21 protein-coding genes are annotated in these 16,412 nt (G+C 64.4%); 12 read left to right on the top strand and 9 right to left on the bottom strand.

Annotated features, from left to right (window positions below; translation table 11 throughout):
- Positions 1-45: 45 nt before the first annotated feature.
- Positions 46-303, bottom strand: coding sequence for a hypothetical protein (locus IVA79_RS25415; RefSeq protein WP_247558065.1), 258 nt, complete (start codon positions 301-303; stop codon positions 46-48).
- A gap of 71 nt (positions 304-374) precedes the next feature.
- Here IVA79_RS25415 and IVA79_RS36840 point away from each other — a divergent pair, with 71 nt between their 5' ends.
- From IVA79_RS36840 to IVA79_RS25380, 8 genes are read left to right on the top strand one after another with little or no spacing between them, the layout of a single operon-like run.
- The gene (locus IVA79_RS36840; protein WP_256465656.1) at positions 375-503 is read left to right on the top strand and encodes a hypothetical protein; all 129 of its coding nucleotides are present in this window, start codon (positions 375-377) and stop codon (positions 501-503) included.
- Positions 504-562: 59 nt separating this feature from the next.
- Positions 563-1,057, top strand: coding sequence for a pantetheine-phosphate adenylyltransferase (coaD, locus tag IVA79_RS25410; protein WP_247558063.1), 495 nt, complete (start codon positions 563-565; stop codon positions 1,055-1,057).
- 42 nt (positions 1,058-1,099) lie between these two features.
- Positions 1,100-1,663 carry a peptidylprolyl isomerase gene (locus IVA79_RS25405; protein WP_247558061.1) on the top strand — a complete coding sequence of 188 codons (564 nt, stop codon included), beginning with the start codon at positions 1,100-1,102 and terminating at the stop codon, positions 1,661-1,663.
- Between the two features lie 8 nt (positions 1,664-1,671).
- The gene (locus IVA79_RS25400) at positions 1,672-2,100 is read left to right on the top strand and encodes a hypothetical protein (protein WP_247558059.1); all 429 of its coding nucleotides are present in this window, start codon (positions 1,672-1,674) and stop codon (positions 2,098-2,100) included.
- On the top strand, positions 2,097-2,561 hold the full coding sequence (locus tag IVA79_RS25395; RefSeq protein WP_247558056.1) for a peptidylprolyl isomerase: 465 nt from the start codon (positions 2,097-2,099) through the stop codon (positions 2,559-2,561). Before IVA79_RS25400 ends, IVA79_RS25395 begins: the two co-directional genes overlap by 4 nt.
- Before the next feature lie 48 nt (positions 2,562-2,609).
- Positions 2,610-3,683, top strand: coding sequence for a tRNA preQ1(34) S-adenosylmethionine ribosyltransferase-isomerase QueA (gene queA, locus IVA79_RS25390; protein ID WP_247558054.1), 1,074 nt, complete (start codon positions 2,610-2,612; stop codon positions 3,681-3,683).
- Positions 3,684-3,738: 55 nt separating this feature from the next.
- Positions 3,739-3,981 carry a type II toxin-antitoxin system VapB family antitoxin gene (locus IVA79_RS25385; RefSeq protein WP_247558052.1) on the top strand — a complete coding sequence of 81 codons (243 nt, stop codon included), beginning with the start codon at positions 3,739-3,741 and terminating at the stop codon, positions 3,979-3,981.
- A complete protein-coding gene (locus tag IVA79_RS25380; protein ID WP_247558050.1) occupies positions 3,981-4,370 on the top strand; it encodes a type II toxin-antitoxin system VapC family toxin in 390 nt (129 codons plus the stop codon). Before IVA79_RS25385 ends, IVA79_RS25380 begins: the two co-directional genes overlap by 1 nt.
- 67 nt (positions 4,371-4,437) lie before the next feature.
- Here the strand turns inward: IVA79_RS25380 and IVA79_RS25375 are convergent, their stop codons facing one another.
- The 4 genes from IVA79_RS25375 to IVA79_RS25360 all read right to left on the bottom strand — a co-directional run bounded on the left by IVA79_RS25375 (position 4,438) and on the right by IVA79_RS25360 (position 8,646).
- Positions 4,438-5,475: an aspartate-semialdehyde dehydrogenase gene (locus IVA79_RS25375; protein ID WP_247558047.1), complete on the bottom strand. Its 1,038-nt coding sequence runs from the start codon at positions 5,473-5,475 to the stop codon at positions 4,438-4,440.
- Between the two features lie 242 nt (positions 5,476-5,717).
- Complete coding sequence (locus tag IVA79_RS25370) at positions 5,718-6,320, bottom strand: PepSY domain-containing protein (RefSeq protein WP_247558045.1); 603 nt, start codon at positions 6,318-6,320, stop codon at positions 5,718-5,720.
- A gap of 241 nt (positions 6,321-6,561) precedes the next feature.
- The gene (locus IVA79_RS25365) at positions 6,562-7,305 is read right to left on the bottom strand and encodes a TetR/AcrR family transcriptional regulator (protein WP_247558289.1); all 744 of its coding nucleotides are present in this window, start codon (positions 7,303-7,305) and stop codon (positions 6,562-6,564) included.
- 135 nt (positions 7,306-7,440) lie between these two features.
- Positions 7,441-8,646 (bottom strand): patatin-like phospholipase family protein, encoded by a 1,206-nt coding sequence (locus IVA79_RS25360; RefSeq protein WP_247558043.1) that lies wholly within the window; start codon positions 8,644-8,646, stop codon positions 7,441-7,443.
- A 191-nt stretch (positions 8,647-8,837) separates the two neighbouring features.
- Here IVA79_RS25360 and tgt point away from each other — a divergent pair, with 191 nt between their 5' ends.
- On the top strand, positions 8,838-9,983 hold the full coding sequence (tgt, locus tag IVA79_RS25355; protein WP_247558040.1) for a tRNA guanosine(34) transglycosylase Tgt: 1,146 nt from the start codon (positions 8,838-8,840) through the stop codon (positions 9,981-9,983).
- A 1-nt stretch (position 9,984) separates the two neighbouring features.
- Here the strand turns inward: tgt and IVA79_RS25350 are convergent, their stop codons facing one another.
- Both IVA79_RS25350 and IVA79_RS25345 read right to left on the bottom strand, forming a co-directional pair.
- Positions 9,985-10,203 (bottom strand): hypothetical protein, encoded by a 219-nt coding sequence (locus IVA79_RS25350; protein ID WP_247558038.1) that lies wholly within the window; start codon positions 10,201-10,203, stop codon positions 9,985-9,987.
- Positions 10,204-10,406: 203 nt separating this feature from the next.
- Entirely contained in the window at positions 10,407-11,513 is a 1,107-nt protein-coding gene (locus IVA79_RS25345; protein WP_247558036.1) for an acyltransferase, read from the bottom strand.
- 328 nt (positions 11,514-11,841) lie between these two features.
- On the opposite strand from IVA79_RS25345, the gene cysK reads away from it, so the two are divergent.
- Together cysK and IVA79_RS25335 are read left to right on the top strand one after the other, a co-directional pair.
- Complete coding sequence (cysK, locus tag IVA79_RS25340; RefSeq protein WP_247558034.1) at positions 11,842-12,819, top strand: cysteine synthase A; 978 nt, start codon at positions 11,842-11,844, stop codon at positions 12,817-12,819.
- A gap of 3 nt (positions 12,820-12,822) precedes the next feature.
- Positions 12,823-13,065 (top strand): BrnA antitoxin family protein, encoded by a 243-nt coding sequence (locus IVA79_RS25335; protein WP_247558032.1) that lies wholly within the window; start codon positions 12,823-12,825, stop codon positions 13,063-13,065.
- Between the two features lie 263 nt (positions 13,066-13,328).
- Here IVA79_RS25335 and IVA79_RS25330 read toward each other — a convergent pair whose 3' ends face one another.
- Positions 13,329-14,759 (bottom strand): caspase family protein, encoded by a 1,431-nt coding sequence (locus IVA79_RS25330; protein WP_247558030.1) that lies wholly within the window; start codon positions 14,757-14,759, stop codon positions 13,329-13,331.
- 204 nt (positions 14,760-14,963) lie between these two features.
- Positions 14,964-15,839 carry a DMT family transporter gene (locus IVA79_RS25325; protein WP_247558028.1) on the bottom strand — a complete coding sequence of 292 codons (876 nt, stop codon included), beginning with the start codon at positions 15,837-15,839 and terminating at the stop codon, positions 14,964-14,966.
- Between the two features lie 148 nt (positions 15,840-15,987).
- On the opposite strand from IVA79_RS25325, the gene IVA79_RS25320 reads away from it, so the two are divergent.
- On the top strand, positions 15,988-16,386 hold the full coding sequence (locus tag IVA79_RS25320) for a RidA family protein (protein WP_247558026.1): 399 nt from the start codon (positions 15,988-15,990) through the stop codon (positions 16,384-16,386).
- The last annotated feature ends 26 nt before the right edge of the window (positions 16,387-16,412 follow it).

Genomic DNA, 16,412 nt, shown 5'->3' with positions numbered 1-16,412 from the left:
CGCAAAACTCCATCGGGATTATATGACGCGAAGCTGACAGGCCGACTACGGCATGCGGTTGGCGGTCACCAGGCGCGCCTCGCGGACATTCGCCTTGGTGCCGGCGCGGCGCAGGCAGGAGGCCTCGAAGTTCGGCCAGGCCTGCTGCGAGCAGTCCTTGCCGATGGCGCGGATATCAAGCCGGTCGCTCTTGGCCAGCGGCTGCGGCACGCTCGCCTCGACGGTCGGGGCAAAGCCGGGCAGCAGGGTAAGGGCTGCGGCAACACACGCAGAGAGTGCGATCGCTGAGAGAGCCTTGATCATTGACAGTCCCCTGTGATGCGGCCGCCTACGCCCAGTGTGCGGCCCGTCATTCGTTGGCAGGATTAGTAACCATGGCCAGTTTCCGGACGTCTTCGCCGATGCTGGAAATGGTTTCGTTCGCGCTCCGTTTTGTTTCGTGGCTGCCCCGAGGACGAAACAAAAAGCCCATTGCCGACATGGCCGGCGGAGATTTTGCCTGAAACGGCCGGGGAACCGGTCCGGCTTGCCGGGCCGGGCCGGGCGCGGTAGGAGGGGAGCCATGCCGCGTATCGCCTTCTATCCCGGTTCCTTCGACCCCATCACCAACGGCCATCTGGACGTGGTCCGGCACAGTGCCTCGCTATGCGATCGGCTCGTGGTCGCGGTCGGGGTCCACCCCGGCAAGAAGCCGCTGTTCTCGACCGAGGAGCGGTTGAAGATGCTCCTTGACGTCTGCGGGCCGGTGGCGGCGCAGGCCGGCTGCGTCCTCGAAGCCGTGACGTTTGACGACCTGTCAGTGACCGCGGCGCGCAAGCACGGTGCGACCATCATGATTCGGGGCCTGCGCGACGGCAGCGACCTCGATTACGAAATGCAGCTCGCCGGCATGAACGAGGCGATGGCTCCCGAGGTGCATACGGTCTTCCTGCCGGCCTCTCCCATGGTTCGCCCGATCACCGCCACTTTGGTGCGCCAGATCGCCGGCATGGGCGGCGATGTCTCGGCCTTCGTCCCGCCGCAGGTTGCGGCACAGCTCAAGGCAAAATTCGCCTGATAAGTGCGCGCTTCCCCTCTTAATCTCTGATCCGGAGTTGTCATGATCCGAATTCTCGCAATTCTTGCCGCGCTCCTGTTCGCGGTGCCGGCGGTGGCGCAGCAATTGCCGGCGGGCCTCGACAAGGCCAACGCCATCGTCATCGACAGCACCAAGGGCCGTATCGTCATCAAGCTGCGCACCGATATCGCGCCCCAGCATGCCGAGCGCATCAAGCAGCTCGCGCGCGAGGGCTACTATAACAACGTGCCGTTCCATCGCGTCATGGACGGCTTCATGGCGCAGACCGGCGACGGCGAGAAGTTCAACGGCACCGGCGGCTCGAAATATCCGAACCTGAAGCAGGAATTCTCCAAGGTGCATTTTGCGCGCGGCATCGTCGGCATGGCCCGGCGCGGCGACAGCGTCGACAGCGCCAACTCGCAGTTCTTCATCATGTTCGCCGACGGCGGCAGCCTCGACGGCCAGTACACCGTGATCGGCGAGGTCGTGCAGGGCATGGACGTCGTCGACAAGCTGAAGAAGGCACCGGCCGGCTCCCCCGGCGGCGCCGTGACCGATCCCGACAAGATGGTGAAGGTGCAGGTCGCATCCGACATCAAATAGGAGTGGCGATGGCGCGCTGTGGCGACAAGCTCCTGCTGGTTGCCGCGGTGCTGCTGCTGCTCGGCACCTCGGGCGCGGCCGCCGGGGATGGGCAGGTCAACACCATCCAGGACATCTTCCGGCACCTGCGCACCTGCTGGAGGCCGCCGTCGCCGGCCAAGGCGCGCCCCCTCGACATCACGGTCGTCGTGAGCTTTAACCGGGCCGGAAACATTCTGGGCCATCCGAGGATTACCTATGAATCCGCGGAGGCCTCCGACAATGACCGGCTGCGATACCGGATCGCGGTGATGGAGGCGTTGCAACGCTGCACGCCGGTGCCATTTACCGATGCAATGGCCGGCGCCGCCGCGGGGCGACCATTCGCGATCCAGTTCCGCAGCCGCAAAACGTCACCTGACAAGACTTCACCCCCAACGCAAGAGAGACGAGCATGAGCGTCACCGAAAACACCCTGATCCTCGAGACCACGCAGGGCCCCGTCACCATCGAGATGCGCCCGGACCTCGCGCCCGGCCACGTCGCGCGCATCAAGGAGCTCGTGCGCGAGGGCTTCTATGACGGCATCGTATTCCACCGCGTGATCGACGGTTTCATGGCGCAGACCGGCTGCCCGCAGGGCACCGGCACCGGCGGCTCCGGCAAGAAGCTGAAGGCCGAGTTCAACAAGGAGCCGCATGTGCGCGGCACCACCTCGATGGCGCGCGCCGCCAGCCCCGATTCCGGCGACAGCCAGTTCTTCATCTGCTTCGACGACGCCCGCTTCCTCGACAACCAGTACACGGTGTGGGGCAAGGTCACCGAGGGCATGGAGAATGTCGACAAGATCAAGCGCGGCGAGCCCGTGATGAATCCGGACAAGATCGTCAAGGCGCGGATGGCCGCGGACGCTGAGTGACAACTGGCGTCGTGCTCCGCGCAGGCGAGGCATGACGAGGTACCAGACGTGCGCACCGACCTGTTCGATTTCGACCTGCCCGCCGAGCGCATTGCACTGCGCCCGGCGATCCCGCGTGACTCCGCGAGGATGCTGGTCGTGGAGAACGGTGCGCTGCGCGACCAGATCATCGCCGACCTGCCGCAATGGCTGAAGGCGGGCGACCTGCTCGTCGTCAACGACACCAAGGTGATCGCAGCGCAATTGAAAGGCCGCCGCATCGGCCGCGAGACCGAGCCCAGGATCGAGGCGACGTTGATCAAGCGGCTCGATGGTTCACGCTGGCAGGCGCTGGTCAAGCCCGCGAAGAAGCTTGTCGCCGGCGACCGCATCCGCTTCGGCAATGAAGGCAAGGTCTGCCTGCTCGGCCATCTCGACGCCGAGGTCGAAGCCAAGGGCCTTGAGGGCGAGGTGACGCTGTCATTCTCGTTCCACGGCCCAGCACTGGATCAGGCCATCGCCGATCTCGGCAGCCCGCCGCTGCCGCCCTACATCGCCTCCAAGCGCACGCCCGACGATCAGGACCTCGCCGACTACCAGACCATGTTCGCCGCAAACGAAGGCGCGGTCGCAGCTCCGACCGCGGGACTGCATTTCACGCCGGAGCTGGAGCGGGCGCTACGCGGCTGCGGCGTCGGCATCGTCAGCGTCACGCTTCATGTCGGGGCAGGGACGTTCCTGCCGGTGAAGGTGGACGACACCGAAGGCCACAAGATGCACGCCGAGTGGGGCATGATCTCGGCCGAGACGGCGGCGCGCCTCGACACCGTGCGGAAGAACGGCGGCCGCATCATTGCCGTCGGCACCACGTCGTTGCGGTTGCTCGAGAGCGCAGCAAGCGAAGACGGCACCATCCGGCCGTTCGCGGCCGAGACGGCGATCTTCATCACCCCCGGCTATCGCTTCCGCGCCGTCGATATCCTGATGACGAACTTCCATCTGCCGAAGTCGACGCTGTTCATGCTGGTCTCGGCATTCTCGGGGCTGGAGACGATGAAGCGGGCCTATGCGCACGCGATCGCGAGCGGCTACCGGTTCTATTCGTATGGGGACGCGTGCTTGCTGTTCAGGGCGCGGGAGTGACCTCCGGGCATCTTCGTGCTATAGTGCGGCGTCATTTGCATAGATCGAGTGGCCGATGAACATCCGTTCCACGAAAGTTGATGAGCTTGCCCAGCGCCTCGCTCGACTGACGGGGGAAGATATCGAGACTGCGCTGGAGCGTGCCATCGAGGAGCGCTTGTCGCGCGTCGTCCCGTCGGCGGAAGATAGAAAAGCCGCCCTGACGACGTTCTTCGAACGAACCGCTGCCTTGCCTGTACTGGATTCCCGACCTGCCGACGAAATCCTTGGCTACGACCGTTTCGGGCTGCCTTCCTGATGGTGCTGGATACGTCTGCGATCGTCGCGACCGTAACCAACGAGCCGGATGGGCATCGCTATCGGACCGCCATGCTGGAAGCCGACAGCCTGTCGATGCCGGCGGTCGCCGTGCTGGAAACCAAGATCGTTCTTTCTTCTCGCTTCGGGGCGTCGGCAGTCGAATTCTTTGGCGAGTTGCTGGAGACGGCCGGCATCGCAGTCGTGCCGTTCGATGCAGAGATGGCGAAAGGCGCGTTCGAGGCATTTCGGCGCTTCGGCAAGGGCGAGGGCCATCCGGCACAGCTGAATATGTCGATTGCGCGGTCTACGCCTTGGCGAAGGCGCGCTCAGAGCCGCTCCTTTTCAAGGGAGCCGATTTTGCCAAGACAGATGTCGTGGCTGTCCTGACCTAACTGCGCAGTCAGTCGATGGTAGGGTGGACACGCTTCGCCTTGCCCACCCCACGCAGCTTCCGTTACGCCATCACCCGCTGCGGCAAGAGCTCCGCGATCTGCACCGCGTTCAACGCCGCGCCCTTGAGCAGCTGATCGGCCGCCACGAACATCGAGATCGAATGCCCTGAGGGGTCGCTGAGGTCCTTGCGGATGCGGCCGACCAGGACGTCGTCCTGGCCCGAGGCGTCGATCGGCATCGGGAAGTAGTTCTTGGCGCGGTCGTCGACCACCTTCACCCCGGGGGCCTGCGCCATGATGGCGCGGACCTGGTCCTCGCTGATCGGCTTCTCGCATTCGAAGGTGATGGCCTCGCAATGGGCGCGCAGCACCGGCACGCGCACGCAGGTGACGCCGATGGCGATGTTCTCGTCCGCGAAGATCTTGCGGGTCTCCTTGATGACCTTGGTCTCTTCGTCGTTGTAGCCGGTCTCAGGGTCGACCGCCGTGTTGTGGTTGAAGAGGTTGAAGGCGTAGGGGTGCGGCATCACCTTGGGCGTATAGACCTGCCCGTTGAGATTGGCGCGGGTGGATTCGACCAGCTCCTCCATCGCGGCCGCGCCGGCGCCGCTCGCCGCCTGGTAGGTCGAGATGATCACGCGCTTGATGCGGTTCTTCTGATGGATCGGCCACAGCGGCACCAGCGCGGTGATCGCCGCGCAGTTCGGATTGGCAATGATGCCCTTGTGGTCGCGGATGCGGCCAGCGTTGATCTCGGGGATCACCAGCGGCACGTTCGGATCCATGCGGAAGGCGGAGGAGTTGTCGACCACGACCGCGCCGGCCTTGACCGCGATTGGCGCGTACTTCTTCGAGATGCTGCCGCCGGCCGAGAACAAGGCGATGTCGACATCTTCGAACGACCGCTCTGTCAGCTCCTCGATTACGACTGGCTGGCCGCGGAACGATACCATCTTGCCGGCGGAGCGGGCGCTGGCTAGCGCCTTGAGCTTGCCGACGCGAAAGCCGCGCTTGTCCATGGTGGCGATGAATTCGGCGCCCACCGCACCGGTGACGCCGACAATCGCGACGACGGGATCGTTACTCACTTTGTCCTCCATTGAATTGAAAATTTAGACAACAAAAAAGCCCCGGACCATCGATGGCGGGGCTTCGGTAGAGTGGATTGCGTTCTAGTCGACGACTACGCGCGCACGCCTCCCCGGGCCCCTGAGGCCGTGGTGGTTTTGGTCGTGCGTTTGGTGGTCGTGAACATGGCGGCGACTTATGCGGGAGAGTCTTGCCCCCGTCAATGGCTTTTCGCCCCCGGCTGATGCCGGGGCCGCAGCTATTTGGCAGGTCGCTATTTCGTCCTGGCGCCCGGCGGCTCCAGGATGACCTCCTTGAGGTCGTCGCCGCTGATCACGACGATCGCAAAATTGAGCCGGCCGCGTTCGCGGACCAGCCCGCCGCTGATCGCCTTGCCCGAGGCGGCGCGTTCAGCGACCCGCACGGCATCGGCGAGGCGGTGCCTGATCGCACCGAGTGCTGCGAGGTTGTCGCGATCCTCGTGGTCGAGCTCGGCGAGGGGAAGGGCGGCTTCCCCGCCGACCAGCTCGCCGGTCGAAGCATTGATGGTGTGGCGCCAGATCCGGTCGTTGTGCAGGGTCTTCACGCGGTAGACCGGTACACCGGAGGCTCCGTCGAAACTCACATCCGCCGTTGTGGCGCCGGCGTGGCGGCGTTCCGCAATCGCCATGGCCTGGCTGATCGAGATCGACGAGCCGCGAAAGCGCTCGATTTCGCGGCTGACCGCCTGGCGGTCGGCTTCGGCGTCACTATCTGTGTCGCTGTGAAGGGCGGTCGGCGTGCCCGCGGTGACGATCGCCCGCGCAGGTGCTGCAAGAAGGAGCGCGGACACAGTGATCGCAAGCAATCGCGAGATATGTCGTTCAGTTGGCTTCATGCTCGAAACCTCTGGCCGGCGAGCGGGCCTGATCATCCGAAAGAAGACGCGGCCGACCTTGGGCATCGGTCGGCCGCGGAGCGTCGTGGCGGGCTGTACCCGTCGCGGCGATCGAAGCGATACGGACCTCTTTGGGGCTGATGAAAAAGCGGTCCGTATCGCTTTATAACTAAACCATACCGTATCGTTTTATTTTGGTCAATGGCGCCGCCCTGATCCCGATGGGGATTTCACGGAATTGTCAGCGGGTGGGACGGCGACGTTGCGTGCCCTTGGCGTCCTGGACGCGGTCGGCAGGTCCCAGCGCGCCGGCCAGGAACAGTTTGATCGCCGCGCGCATGCGCTTTTCGGCGGGCTTCAGCTCGAGGGCCGTTCCGAAGGTCGCCATGCGGTGGGTGTGGCCGACGACCACGTCGAGAAACACCTCGGCCGCAATGGTGGTGTCCTCGACGTCGAGCGCGCCTTGCGCCACCAGATGGTCGAAGAAGCGTGCCGTGGTGGCAACGGCCTTGAGCCAACCTTCTTCCTTGCCGAGCTTGGCGACGTCAGGGAAATTGATGGCCTGCGACGTCATCATGCGGCTGAAGGCGACGGCATCGGGGCCGCAGGTGAATGTCAGCATTTCGCGTCCGATCTCGACCAGCCGTTGCTCGACCGAGATGTCCGCAAGGCTGCTGAGCTGGGTCTCCGCCGCGGCCGAAAGGGGTGCAAGCCAGCGCGCGATCTCGCGCCTCAGCACCGCGGCAAACAGGCCGCGCTTGTCGCCATAGCGGGCATAGACGGTGGGCTTGCTGACCCGGGCCGCTTCCGCGACCGCGTCGAGCGAGGTGGCGTCGAAGCCGCGGTCCAGGAACAGGCGGGTGGCGACCTCGATCAGCCGCTGGTCGCGCTCGATGGCGGCTGACTTCGTCGGCCGGCCGCCGCGCGATTTCGGCACCTCGCGGCGCGGCGCTGCCGATCTCGTCTTGGTCGCAGTCAATCCCATGCCCAATGATTCCTGCGCGTTTCTGACAGTGGTCATTCGCTCTATATCGCGCAGGAGCGGAGGCGTCATCGCGAATCTGGCCGAATTGGCCGTATCGTCAACGGTTTCAGCAAGGCCTCGTTCCGTCACCGGAGCTCACGGCACCGTCGAGCTCCAGGCCTGACCGGACGCGGCCTTGTCGTACCCGTATTGATAGAGCGCCCGCATATAGGCGGTGTCGAACCCTTCCGACGGCGGCGCCGGATAGTCGCGTGCGATGTAGGAGAGATGAAAGCCGAGACGGTTGCGCTTGGCGAAATCAAAGGTCGAGAAGATGATCGAGCGCGTCTGTGACTGGGTGATCGCCGACAGGCTGCGCGAGGCGACGTCGATGGTGCCGTTGGAGACCAGCTCGAAATTGCGTTCGATCTTCTTGTTGACGAGGATGTAGATGTCCATCTTCGCGTTGCCCGGCAGTCGGCTGCCGTGGAAGAGCAGGGCTTCCGGCAGCGTCAGCACCGGGGCGGTCACGCCGCCGTCGACATGCATCTCTTGAAACTTGCGGCCCTGGCCCTCGGCGTCGATCATGATCGGCGGAAACACCAGCGGAATGCTGGCGGAGGCCGCCATCACGTCGCGAAACAGCTTGAGCGCCTCGGGCGTGCCGACCGCGGCGATCCTGCCCATGTCCCAGATCGCGGTGCGCTGGGTGTCGAGGTCGGTCGTCACCACCAACAGCTTCCGCCCCTTGGCATTCTCGCGTGCGACTTGCGCCATGATCTCGGGGCCGACATAGCGGGCCACGAGCTCGCGCAGCCTTGTGTTGCCGAACAGACCCGATCCGAACAGCACGCGCATGATGCTGGGATCGTTCAACAGGCTCTCCGCGATGCCGCTGGTGTAGACCTCCCTCAGCGTGTCGTCATATTGCGAGCCGAGAAAGGCGAAGGGTGCGATCAGGCCGCCGGTGCTCACGCCGGAGACGACCGAGAAGGTGGGACGGGTCCTGGCCGCGGTCCACCCGTTGAGCACCCCGACGCCATAGGCGCCATCGGCGCCGCCGCCTGACAGCGCCAGATAGGTTTTCGGTGCGGTGCTGGTATCCTTGTCGAAGCTGAATTTCGTGACGGGTTCGTCGGCGTAGCGCCTGAGGCCGTCGATATCGAGCACGCGCGATGTACTGGCCTCCGCGGCGGTATAGGGCGTGCGGGGCAGGGAGGTGCAGCCGGCGAGCGCCAGGCTGCACGTGAGCAGGAGACCGGTCAGACGGGCAGCTGTCTGCCTGATCCAGCCGTGCGAGCGGCTGGAGACGTCAGTCGAACATGAAGGGAGCGGCATTGTCGGTGGCTGTCGATCACGCATTGACCGCCGCCGGCAAAGTCGCCCACGGCATCTCGTTCAGCCCACGATAAAACTACACGGTATCGTTTTGTTTAACAAGAGGTGACGGCGGCAATATCCGCTTTGATTGTGTCCCAGTCTGAGGCACAGGCCGGCCGGGACGTGGGTTGGACGGGTTGATCGGCTTGCTCCGACACGCAATAAGCACCGCCATGAATCCCGACAATGACCTTCCCAATCACTTTGAATTGCTCGCGACCGATGGTGCCGCGCGCACCGGACGCCTGACCACACCCCACGGCGTGGTGCGGACGCCGGCCTTCATGCCGGTCGGCACCGCCGGTGCCATGAAGGGCATGCACTGGCGGGAGGTGCGCGATGCCGGCGCCGACATCGTGCTCGGCAACACCTATCACCTGATGCTGCGTCCAAGCGCCGAGCGGATCGCGGCGCTCGGCGGCTTGCAGCGGTTCACGGGGTGGAACGGGCCGATGCTGACGGATTCCGGCGGCTTCCAGGTGATGTCGCTGTCCGACCTGCGCAAGGTCAGCGAGCACGCCGTGACCTTCCGCTCGCATATCGACGGCGCCAAGGTCGAGCTGTCGCCGGAGCGCTCGATCGAGGTGCAGCGCTTGCTCGGCTCCGACATCGCCATGCAGATGGACGAGTGCGTGCGGCTGCCGGCCGAGCACGCCGACATCGACCGCGCGATGCAATTGTCGCTGCGCTGGGCCGAGCGAAGCAAGCGCGCCTTCGAAAGCGCGCCCGACGGCTACATGCTGTTCGGCATCGTGCAGGGCGGCGACGTCCCCCAGCTTCGTCATGCGAGTGCGGAAGGGCTGGTCGCGATCGGCTTCCACGGCTATGCGATCGGCGGCCTTGCCGTCGGCGAGCCGCAGGAGGTGATGCTGGCGATGATCGACGAGACCGCGCCGGTGTTGCCGAAAGACCGGCCGCGCTATTTGATGGGCGTCGGCACGCCCGACGACATAATCGAAGCCGTGAAGCGCGGCATCGACATGTTCGATTGCGTGATGCCGACGCGCAATGGCCGGCACGGCGTCGCCTTCACGCGCTTTGGTCAGGTGAATTTGCGTAATGCGCGTCACGCCGACGATCCGCGTCCGCTGGACGAGGAGAGTTCGTGGCCGTCGACGCGCAACTGCGCGCGCGCCTATCTGCACCATCTCGTCAAGGCGGGCGAGACGTTAGGCGCGATGCTGCTGTCCGAAATCAATATCGCCTACTACCAGTTCCTGATGCAGGGGATCAGAGACGCGATCGCACAGGGAAAATTCGAGGAGTTTTATCACCGTACGCGCGCGGACTGGGCGAGGGGCGACATCGCCCCGCGCTAGATCAGTTGCACAGGAAGCGTTGCTTCACGGCGTGCTTGGTGACGAAGCCATAGCCGCAATTGTCGCAGGTCCAGAGATAGCTGATCATGTGGTCAGAGACGTAGGCGGATGCTTCGGCGGCGACCATGGAGTCGGCGCAGACGGGACAGGTAGGCAACTCGCTGCAACGCGGATCGCGGTTCGGCGCGACGGTCGGCAACACTTCAGCAACTGCTGACATCGTGGTGACCTCCCTGCTTTAAGACGTAAGTCTAACATAAGCAGAAGGAGTTGACGAGGTCGCAACACAAATGCGTCGGTTCTTGTAAAATTAGCCTCACCTCGATGTGTCCTGCCGATTTGGCGGTCGCAACTATCGCAGCGCAAACAATCCGTGTGCATTGCGATAGGTCGCCGCACTGCTTCGCGCGTCGTGACGTTCGATTACTGCGCCGCACCCTGCCGGCTGAGAGCCGGCTCGATAGCGACCGGCGTGTCGCGGTCTGAACGGAGCCTGCGCCCAAACGAGATCGAGGGGACCTCGACGAGGGAATATGTCATCCAGCTGACAAGGATCGACGACGTCACGACCTCGGCGACGAAGACGAACCATGCCAGCGGTCCGTCGCCCGGCCAGGAGTAGTGGTGAATCCAGTCCATTGCGAACGGCGACATCAGGTAGACCGAGTAACTGATGACGCCGACGAACGCGATCGGGCGCCAGGCCATCCGTTCACCGAATGCGGCAAACACGATGAAGACGAGGGCCGCGCAGACATAGGCTGCCCCGATCGAATAGCTGTAGAAGAAATCGTCCTGGTAGATCCCGCCATAGCGTTTGCCGGACAGCGTGACGGCGAACAGCACGTAGAGCGTCATGCAGAGGGCCACATGCCGCCATCGCAGCTTGCCGCCGATGACGGTGTCGCGAATGATCTTGCCGAGGAACATCGCCGACAGGTTCAGGCCGGTCTCCATCACCACCCACGCAGCCCTGTCCTCAACCAGGACCGCCACCGCCGTCCCGACGAGAGCGGTTGCAACGACGATCGCGACGGCCGTGAGGCGCCGGTGCACCAGTCCTGCCGCGAAGAGAACGATGCAGACAAGATAGAACAGCAGCTCGATTGCCAGCGTCCAGTAGAAGTCCCAGAGGTGAGGGACCTCCATGAAGGACTGGAGCATCGTGAGGTTCGCAGCGATCTGCGACAAGGGGTAAGTCCGGGACGTGACCGCCTGCATCGTGACCAGCCCGATCGCGATCGAGGTCCAGTAGGCCGGGTAGAGGCGGAAGAAGCGACTGATCGCGAAGTCGTTCACGGGGGATGCGCTGGCCGGAAAACTGAAGGGAATGACGAAGCCGCTGACGAAGAAGAACAGCACGACACCGAACCGGCCGAAATTCATGTAGTAGCCGATCGCGTCGTGAAGAAACGCATGATAGGCGCCGGTCGGGTGTTCCCGCACGATCACCTCGAGCGCATGCTGGACCACCACCGCCAGGACGGCGATGCCGCGCAAGGTATCGATGAATGCGAGCCGTCTATGCATCAGGCCTTCTCTGCGCTCCCGCCGCCCCTGACCGGCGGCTCGCAACAGACGTCGCCTGCCGGGACGGCATCTGGCTGGGGCACGAGCGATGATCGGAAGGCTGCACGCCGGCGCGGCAGTTCAGCACGGCAATCGTGAACGGATTGACAACGAAATCGGTCGGGCGGCGGGCCTTGGCCTGCCGCAGATGGCCAGACAGCCGGCCTGCCCACGCAATTTTGTCATGCGGCGCATTCCGGGCCGACGGGATTGCCGCTTGCGCGTCGCCGCAAGCTGTCGGTAACTGCGCAACGGTCGACAGAAGCATTGTCGCCACAGGGAGTTCATCATGGACGCATCGTCCACCACGGGTGCAGCGCACCAACCCGGCCGCGGCCGGATCTATGACTCGATCGTCGAGGCCTTCGGCGATACGCCCATCGTGCGCTTGCGCCGGCTGCCCGGCATGCACGACGTGAATGCGACCATTTTGGCAAAACTTGAATATTTCAATCCGGCCGCAAGCGTGAAGGACCGCATCGGCGCGGCCATGATCATCGCGATGGAGAAGGCGGGCATCGTCAAGCCCGACACCGTGCTGATCGAGCCGACCTCCGGCAATACCGGCATAGCGCTCGCCTTCGTGGCGGCTTCGCGCGGCTACCGCCTCAAGCTGGTGATGCCGGAATCGATGTCGATCGAGCGGCGCAAGATGCTGGCTTTTCTCGGTGCCGAACTGGTGCTGACGCCGGCGGCGCAGGGCATGAAGGGTGCGATCGCTGCCGCCGAGGAGCTGTTGAAGACGACGCCGAACTCGGTGATGCCGCAGCAGTTCAAGAACCTCGCCAATCCCGAGGTGCACCGCCGCACCACCGCGGAGGAGATCTGGAACGACACCGGCGGCAATATCGATTTCTTCGTGGCCGGCGTTGGTACCGGCGGCACCATCACCGGCGTCGGCCAGGTGCTCAAGCCGCGCAAGGCCTCACTTCGCGTCGTCGCGGTCGAGCCGGAGGAGAGCCCGGTGCTGTCAGGCGGACAGCATACGCCGCACAAGATTCAGGGCATCGGCGCCGGCTTCGTCCCTGACATCCTCGACCGCGCCGTCATCGATGAGATCGTGAAGATCAACTCGACGACCGCGATCGAGACCGCGCGCGCGCTGGCGCGGCATGAGGGCATTCCGGGCGGCATCTCCTCGGGTGCGGCGATCGCGGCAGCGCTTGAGATCGGCAAGCGGCCGGAGACCGCGGGAAAAACCATCCTGGCTATCGTGCCGTCCTTCTCCGAGCGGTATCTTTCGACGGCTCTGTTTGAGGGAATCTAGGACATGGCGGACCAACCACCGAGACGGCCGCGCACGCTGGGCGATGCCAGGACCGAAGCGGAGGCAGCGTTCAAGAAGGTGACGGCCAAGGTCGCCGCGGCGCCGCCCAAGCAAAACGCCGTTCCCGGCATCAAGGAGCAGGTCACGCTGCGCATCGACCAGGACGTGCTGGCGTTCTTCCAGGAGGGCGGCCCCGGCTGGCAGGACCGCATCAACGAGGCGCTGCGAAAGGCCGCGGGGAAGTAGGTCCTGGCCTGATGGGGCGGGGCGTCTGGTTGGATTCTGAGATGGTCGTATAAGGCCCATCTCTACCCGCGTCATTGCGAGGAGCTCGCGATAAAATTGCGTAGCAATTTTGCGCGGATTCGACGAAGCAATCCAGAGTCTCACCGCGGAGGGATTCTGGATTGCTTCGCTGCGCTCGCAATGACGGAGTACGCGGTAAGCAGCATCTTCCAAAAAAAGAGCCCGGCGTGAGCCGGGCTTTTTGTCTTCAATCTGGCATCGTCTCAGCGACGGAACATGCCGCCCATCATGCCGCCGACGACACCGCCGACGAAGGCCGCGCCGGCAGCATCGCCGGAATTGCTGCGATGGGGAGCCGGTGCCGGCGCGCTGCTCTGAGCCGGGGTGCTGGCGGCGCGTCGGGCCGCCTTCTGGCTGTTGTCGCTCGCGGTCGCCGGGGCAGCCACGATCTCCGAGAGCAGGGCCTTGTGCTGGTTCTTGTTGAGGTAGCCTGACGAGGGATAACCGCGCGCCGTCTGCCAGCGCTTGAGCACCGATCGCGTCTCGTCGTTGAATGCGCCGGTCTGCTGGGTGTCGAAGCCGAGCGCCGTGAGCCGACGCTGCACGTCGCGGCGCTTGCTCTTGTCGAGGCCGATCTGATCCTCGGTGACCTGAGTAGCCTCATCGGTGAAGGTTGCGGGATCGACGCCGGCGTTGAGAGCGCGGGTCGCGGTCGAGGGGCCGCTCTTGATCGCCGCGAGGCGTGCCAGCGCCAGCGCCTTGAACTGACCGTTCGGATAGGCGGAGAGATAGGCGTTGAGCTCTTCCGGCTTGTTGGACTCCTTCACCGAGCGCCAGTATTCGAGCTCGACACCGTCCGAGCCGCCGCTCGCAGCCGGCACCATGCCGGAAGCGGTCGGCGCTGCATTGGCGACCTGCGTCGTCGGGGCCTGGTTGAGGTAGACGGAGCCGGTCAGGTTGGTGTGGCCCCAGGGCAGCTGACCCTTGCGGGTCTCTTCATTGACCTGGGCGCGTACCGACGTCATGGCCTGCTGGATCTCGATGCCGGGCTTGGTGATGTTGTCGATCAGGGCGCGGGTGAACGGGCTGTTGTTGCCCTCCTGACCATCGAGCGCGGTCTGGCCGGGGCCGGTGGCGAACGCGATGAGGGTGCCTTCACCAGACTTCATCTCGGCGAGACCACTCTGCACGTTGACGCTGCGCGTCGCGGCGTTCGACTTGATCTTGGCGGCGAACGGATTGTCGCGGCAGGCATCGAGGAAGACGAGCTTGACCTTGGCATCGCCCATGGTCTGCTCGAGCGTCAGGTCGATGTTGATGGCGGCCCCCAGCTTGACGTCCATCTCCGACTTGATGTCGGCGTCGACGGGCAGCAGGTAATTGGTGCCGCTGACGGCGATGCCGTGGCCGGCATAATAGAACAGCGCGATGTCGGAGCCCTGCGCCTTGCGGCCGAAGTCGAGCAGCTTCTCCGTCATCTGGTCGCGGCTGAGATTGGAGCCTTCGATCACCTCGAAGCCGACATTGCGCAGCGTCGACGCCATCGCCTTGGCGTCGATCGGCGGGTTCGGCAATTGCGCGACGTTCTTGTAGTTGCCGTTGCCGACAACGAAGGCGACGCGGCGGTCGGCCTTCGCGGCACCGACCGACAGGGCCATGCACATCAGCGAAGCGAGGAGGGTGAGATAGCGCATCTGAAGATCCCCAACAGAATCGAATTGCAGGCAGCAACAAATTGGCAACGAACCTACACGAAATGCCCGACTTCGCGCCACCAAAACGGCAGTCCGTCTCGCTCAACCCGCTGCTGTGTGGCCGAATGTGCACGATGGAGTGTTGCTCCAACGTGATCCAAATCACACGGCCACTTTGTTTTGTCGCGCGAGGCGGCGTGAGGTTCACTGCGCGCGGGCAGGAACCGCCGGCGCCGGCTTCAAATTCAGGAGGTTGCCGCACAGGATCAACGCCGCGCCGAGCACGGTCCAGCCGTCGAGCCGCTCGGAATAGAGCAGCCAGCCGGCCGTCGCAGTCAGTGGAACCCGCAGGAAGTCCATGGGAACCACGATCGTCGCGTCGGCATAACGCATCGCGCTGGCGAGGCAGTAATGCGAAAACGTGCCGCAGACGGCGATCACGCCGACCCAGGCCCAGACATAGGCCGACGGCCAGCTCCAGACGAACAGCGTTGGAACGAAGCCTGCGACCGATTGCACCACCAGCATCCAGAACAGGATCGACAGCGCACTTTCGGTGCGGGTCAGCGATTTGACCAGCGCCATCGATACGCCAAATCCCATGGCGGCGCCGAGCGCGATGAGCTGGCCCGGATTGATCTCGCCGGTGGCGGGACGGACGATGACGACCACGCCGACGAGGCCGAGTACGATGGCCGCGATCTTCCACGGCGTCATACGCTCGGAGAGAAAGCTCGCCGCGAGGATCGCGGTCCAGATCGGCATGGTGAACTCGATCGCGACCACTTGGCCGATCGGGATCAGCGTCAGCGCGAAGAACCAGCCGAGCTGGGCGACATAGTGCACCAGGTTGCGCCCGATGTGCTGCGGCAGGCGCGATGTCCGGAGCATCTTGAAGCCGCCGGCGCGGTAGATCATCGGCGAGAGCAATACGAAGCCGATCACCGAGCGGACTTCCATAATTTGGAAAACGTTCAGCTCGCGCGTGGTCTCGCGCCCGGCAATCGCCATGACCAGCATCAGCGACAGCCAGCCGGCCATCCACAAGGCAGCCATCGTTTTGGACGGTGTCGTGGTCATTGGGCAAATGCCGGAGGATCGAAGCCTGAAAGGACGGCCGGTATCGGCGACATCGCCGCCGTTTGCAACGGTCAATCTGTGGATGCAGCGATGCAGCGTGTCGTGCTAGGCATCATCGAACAACGAGAAAATCGGGAGGGCTCCGCTCATGCACATCTTGCAGCCGGCCGAATGGAAAAAACCGCGCGGCTTTTCCCATGGCGTCGTGGTCGAGGGACCGGGACGCTGGGTGGTTCTGGCCGGCCAGACCGGCGGCGACGAAGTCGGCAATTACGCACCCGACTTGGCCGCGCAGGTTGCGACCGCCTTGAAGCGGATCATCAAGCTCCTGGGCGAGGCCGGCGCCGGCCCCGAGCACATCGTCCGCCTGACCTGGTACCTGACCAGCCGCAGCGAGTATGAGGGGGCAGGCGCCGGCATCGGTGCCGCCTGGAAGGATACGCTCGGACGCAATTTCCCGCCTTCGACGCTGCTCTACATCGGCGGCCTCGTCGACGAACGGGCCAAGGTCGAGATCGAGGTCACGGCGTTCGTGCCGGGCGCATGAAAAAATCGACCCGGCGCGGTCGCTGG

The sequence above is a fragment of the Bradyrhizobium sp. 138 genome (genome assembly GCF_023074075.1).
In the GTDB taxonomy this organism is placed as follows: domain Bacteria; phylum Pseudomonadota; class Alphaproteobacteria; order Rhizobiales; family Xanthobacteraceae; genus Bradyrhizobium.
This window is presented reverse-complemented; position numbering and strand designations above follow the sequence as displayed.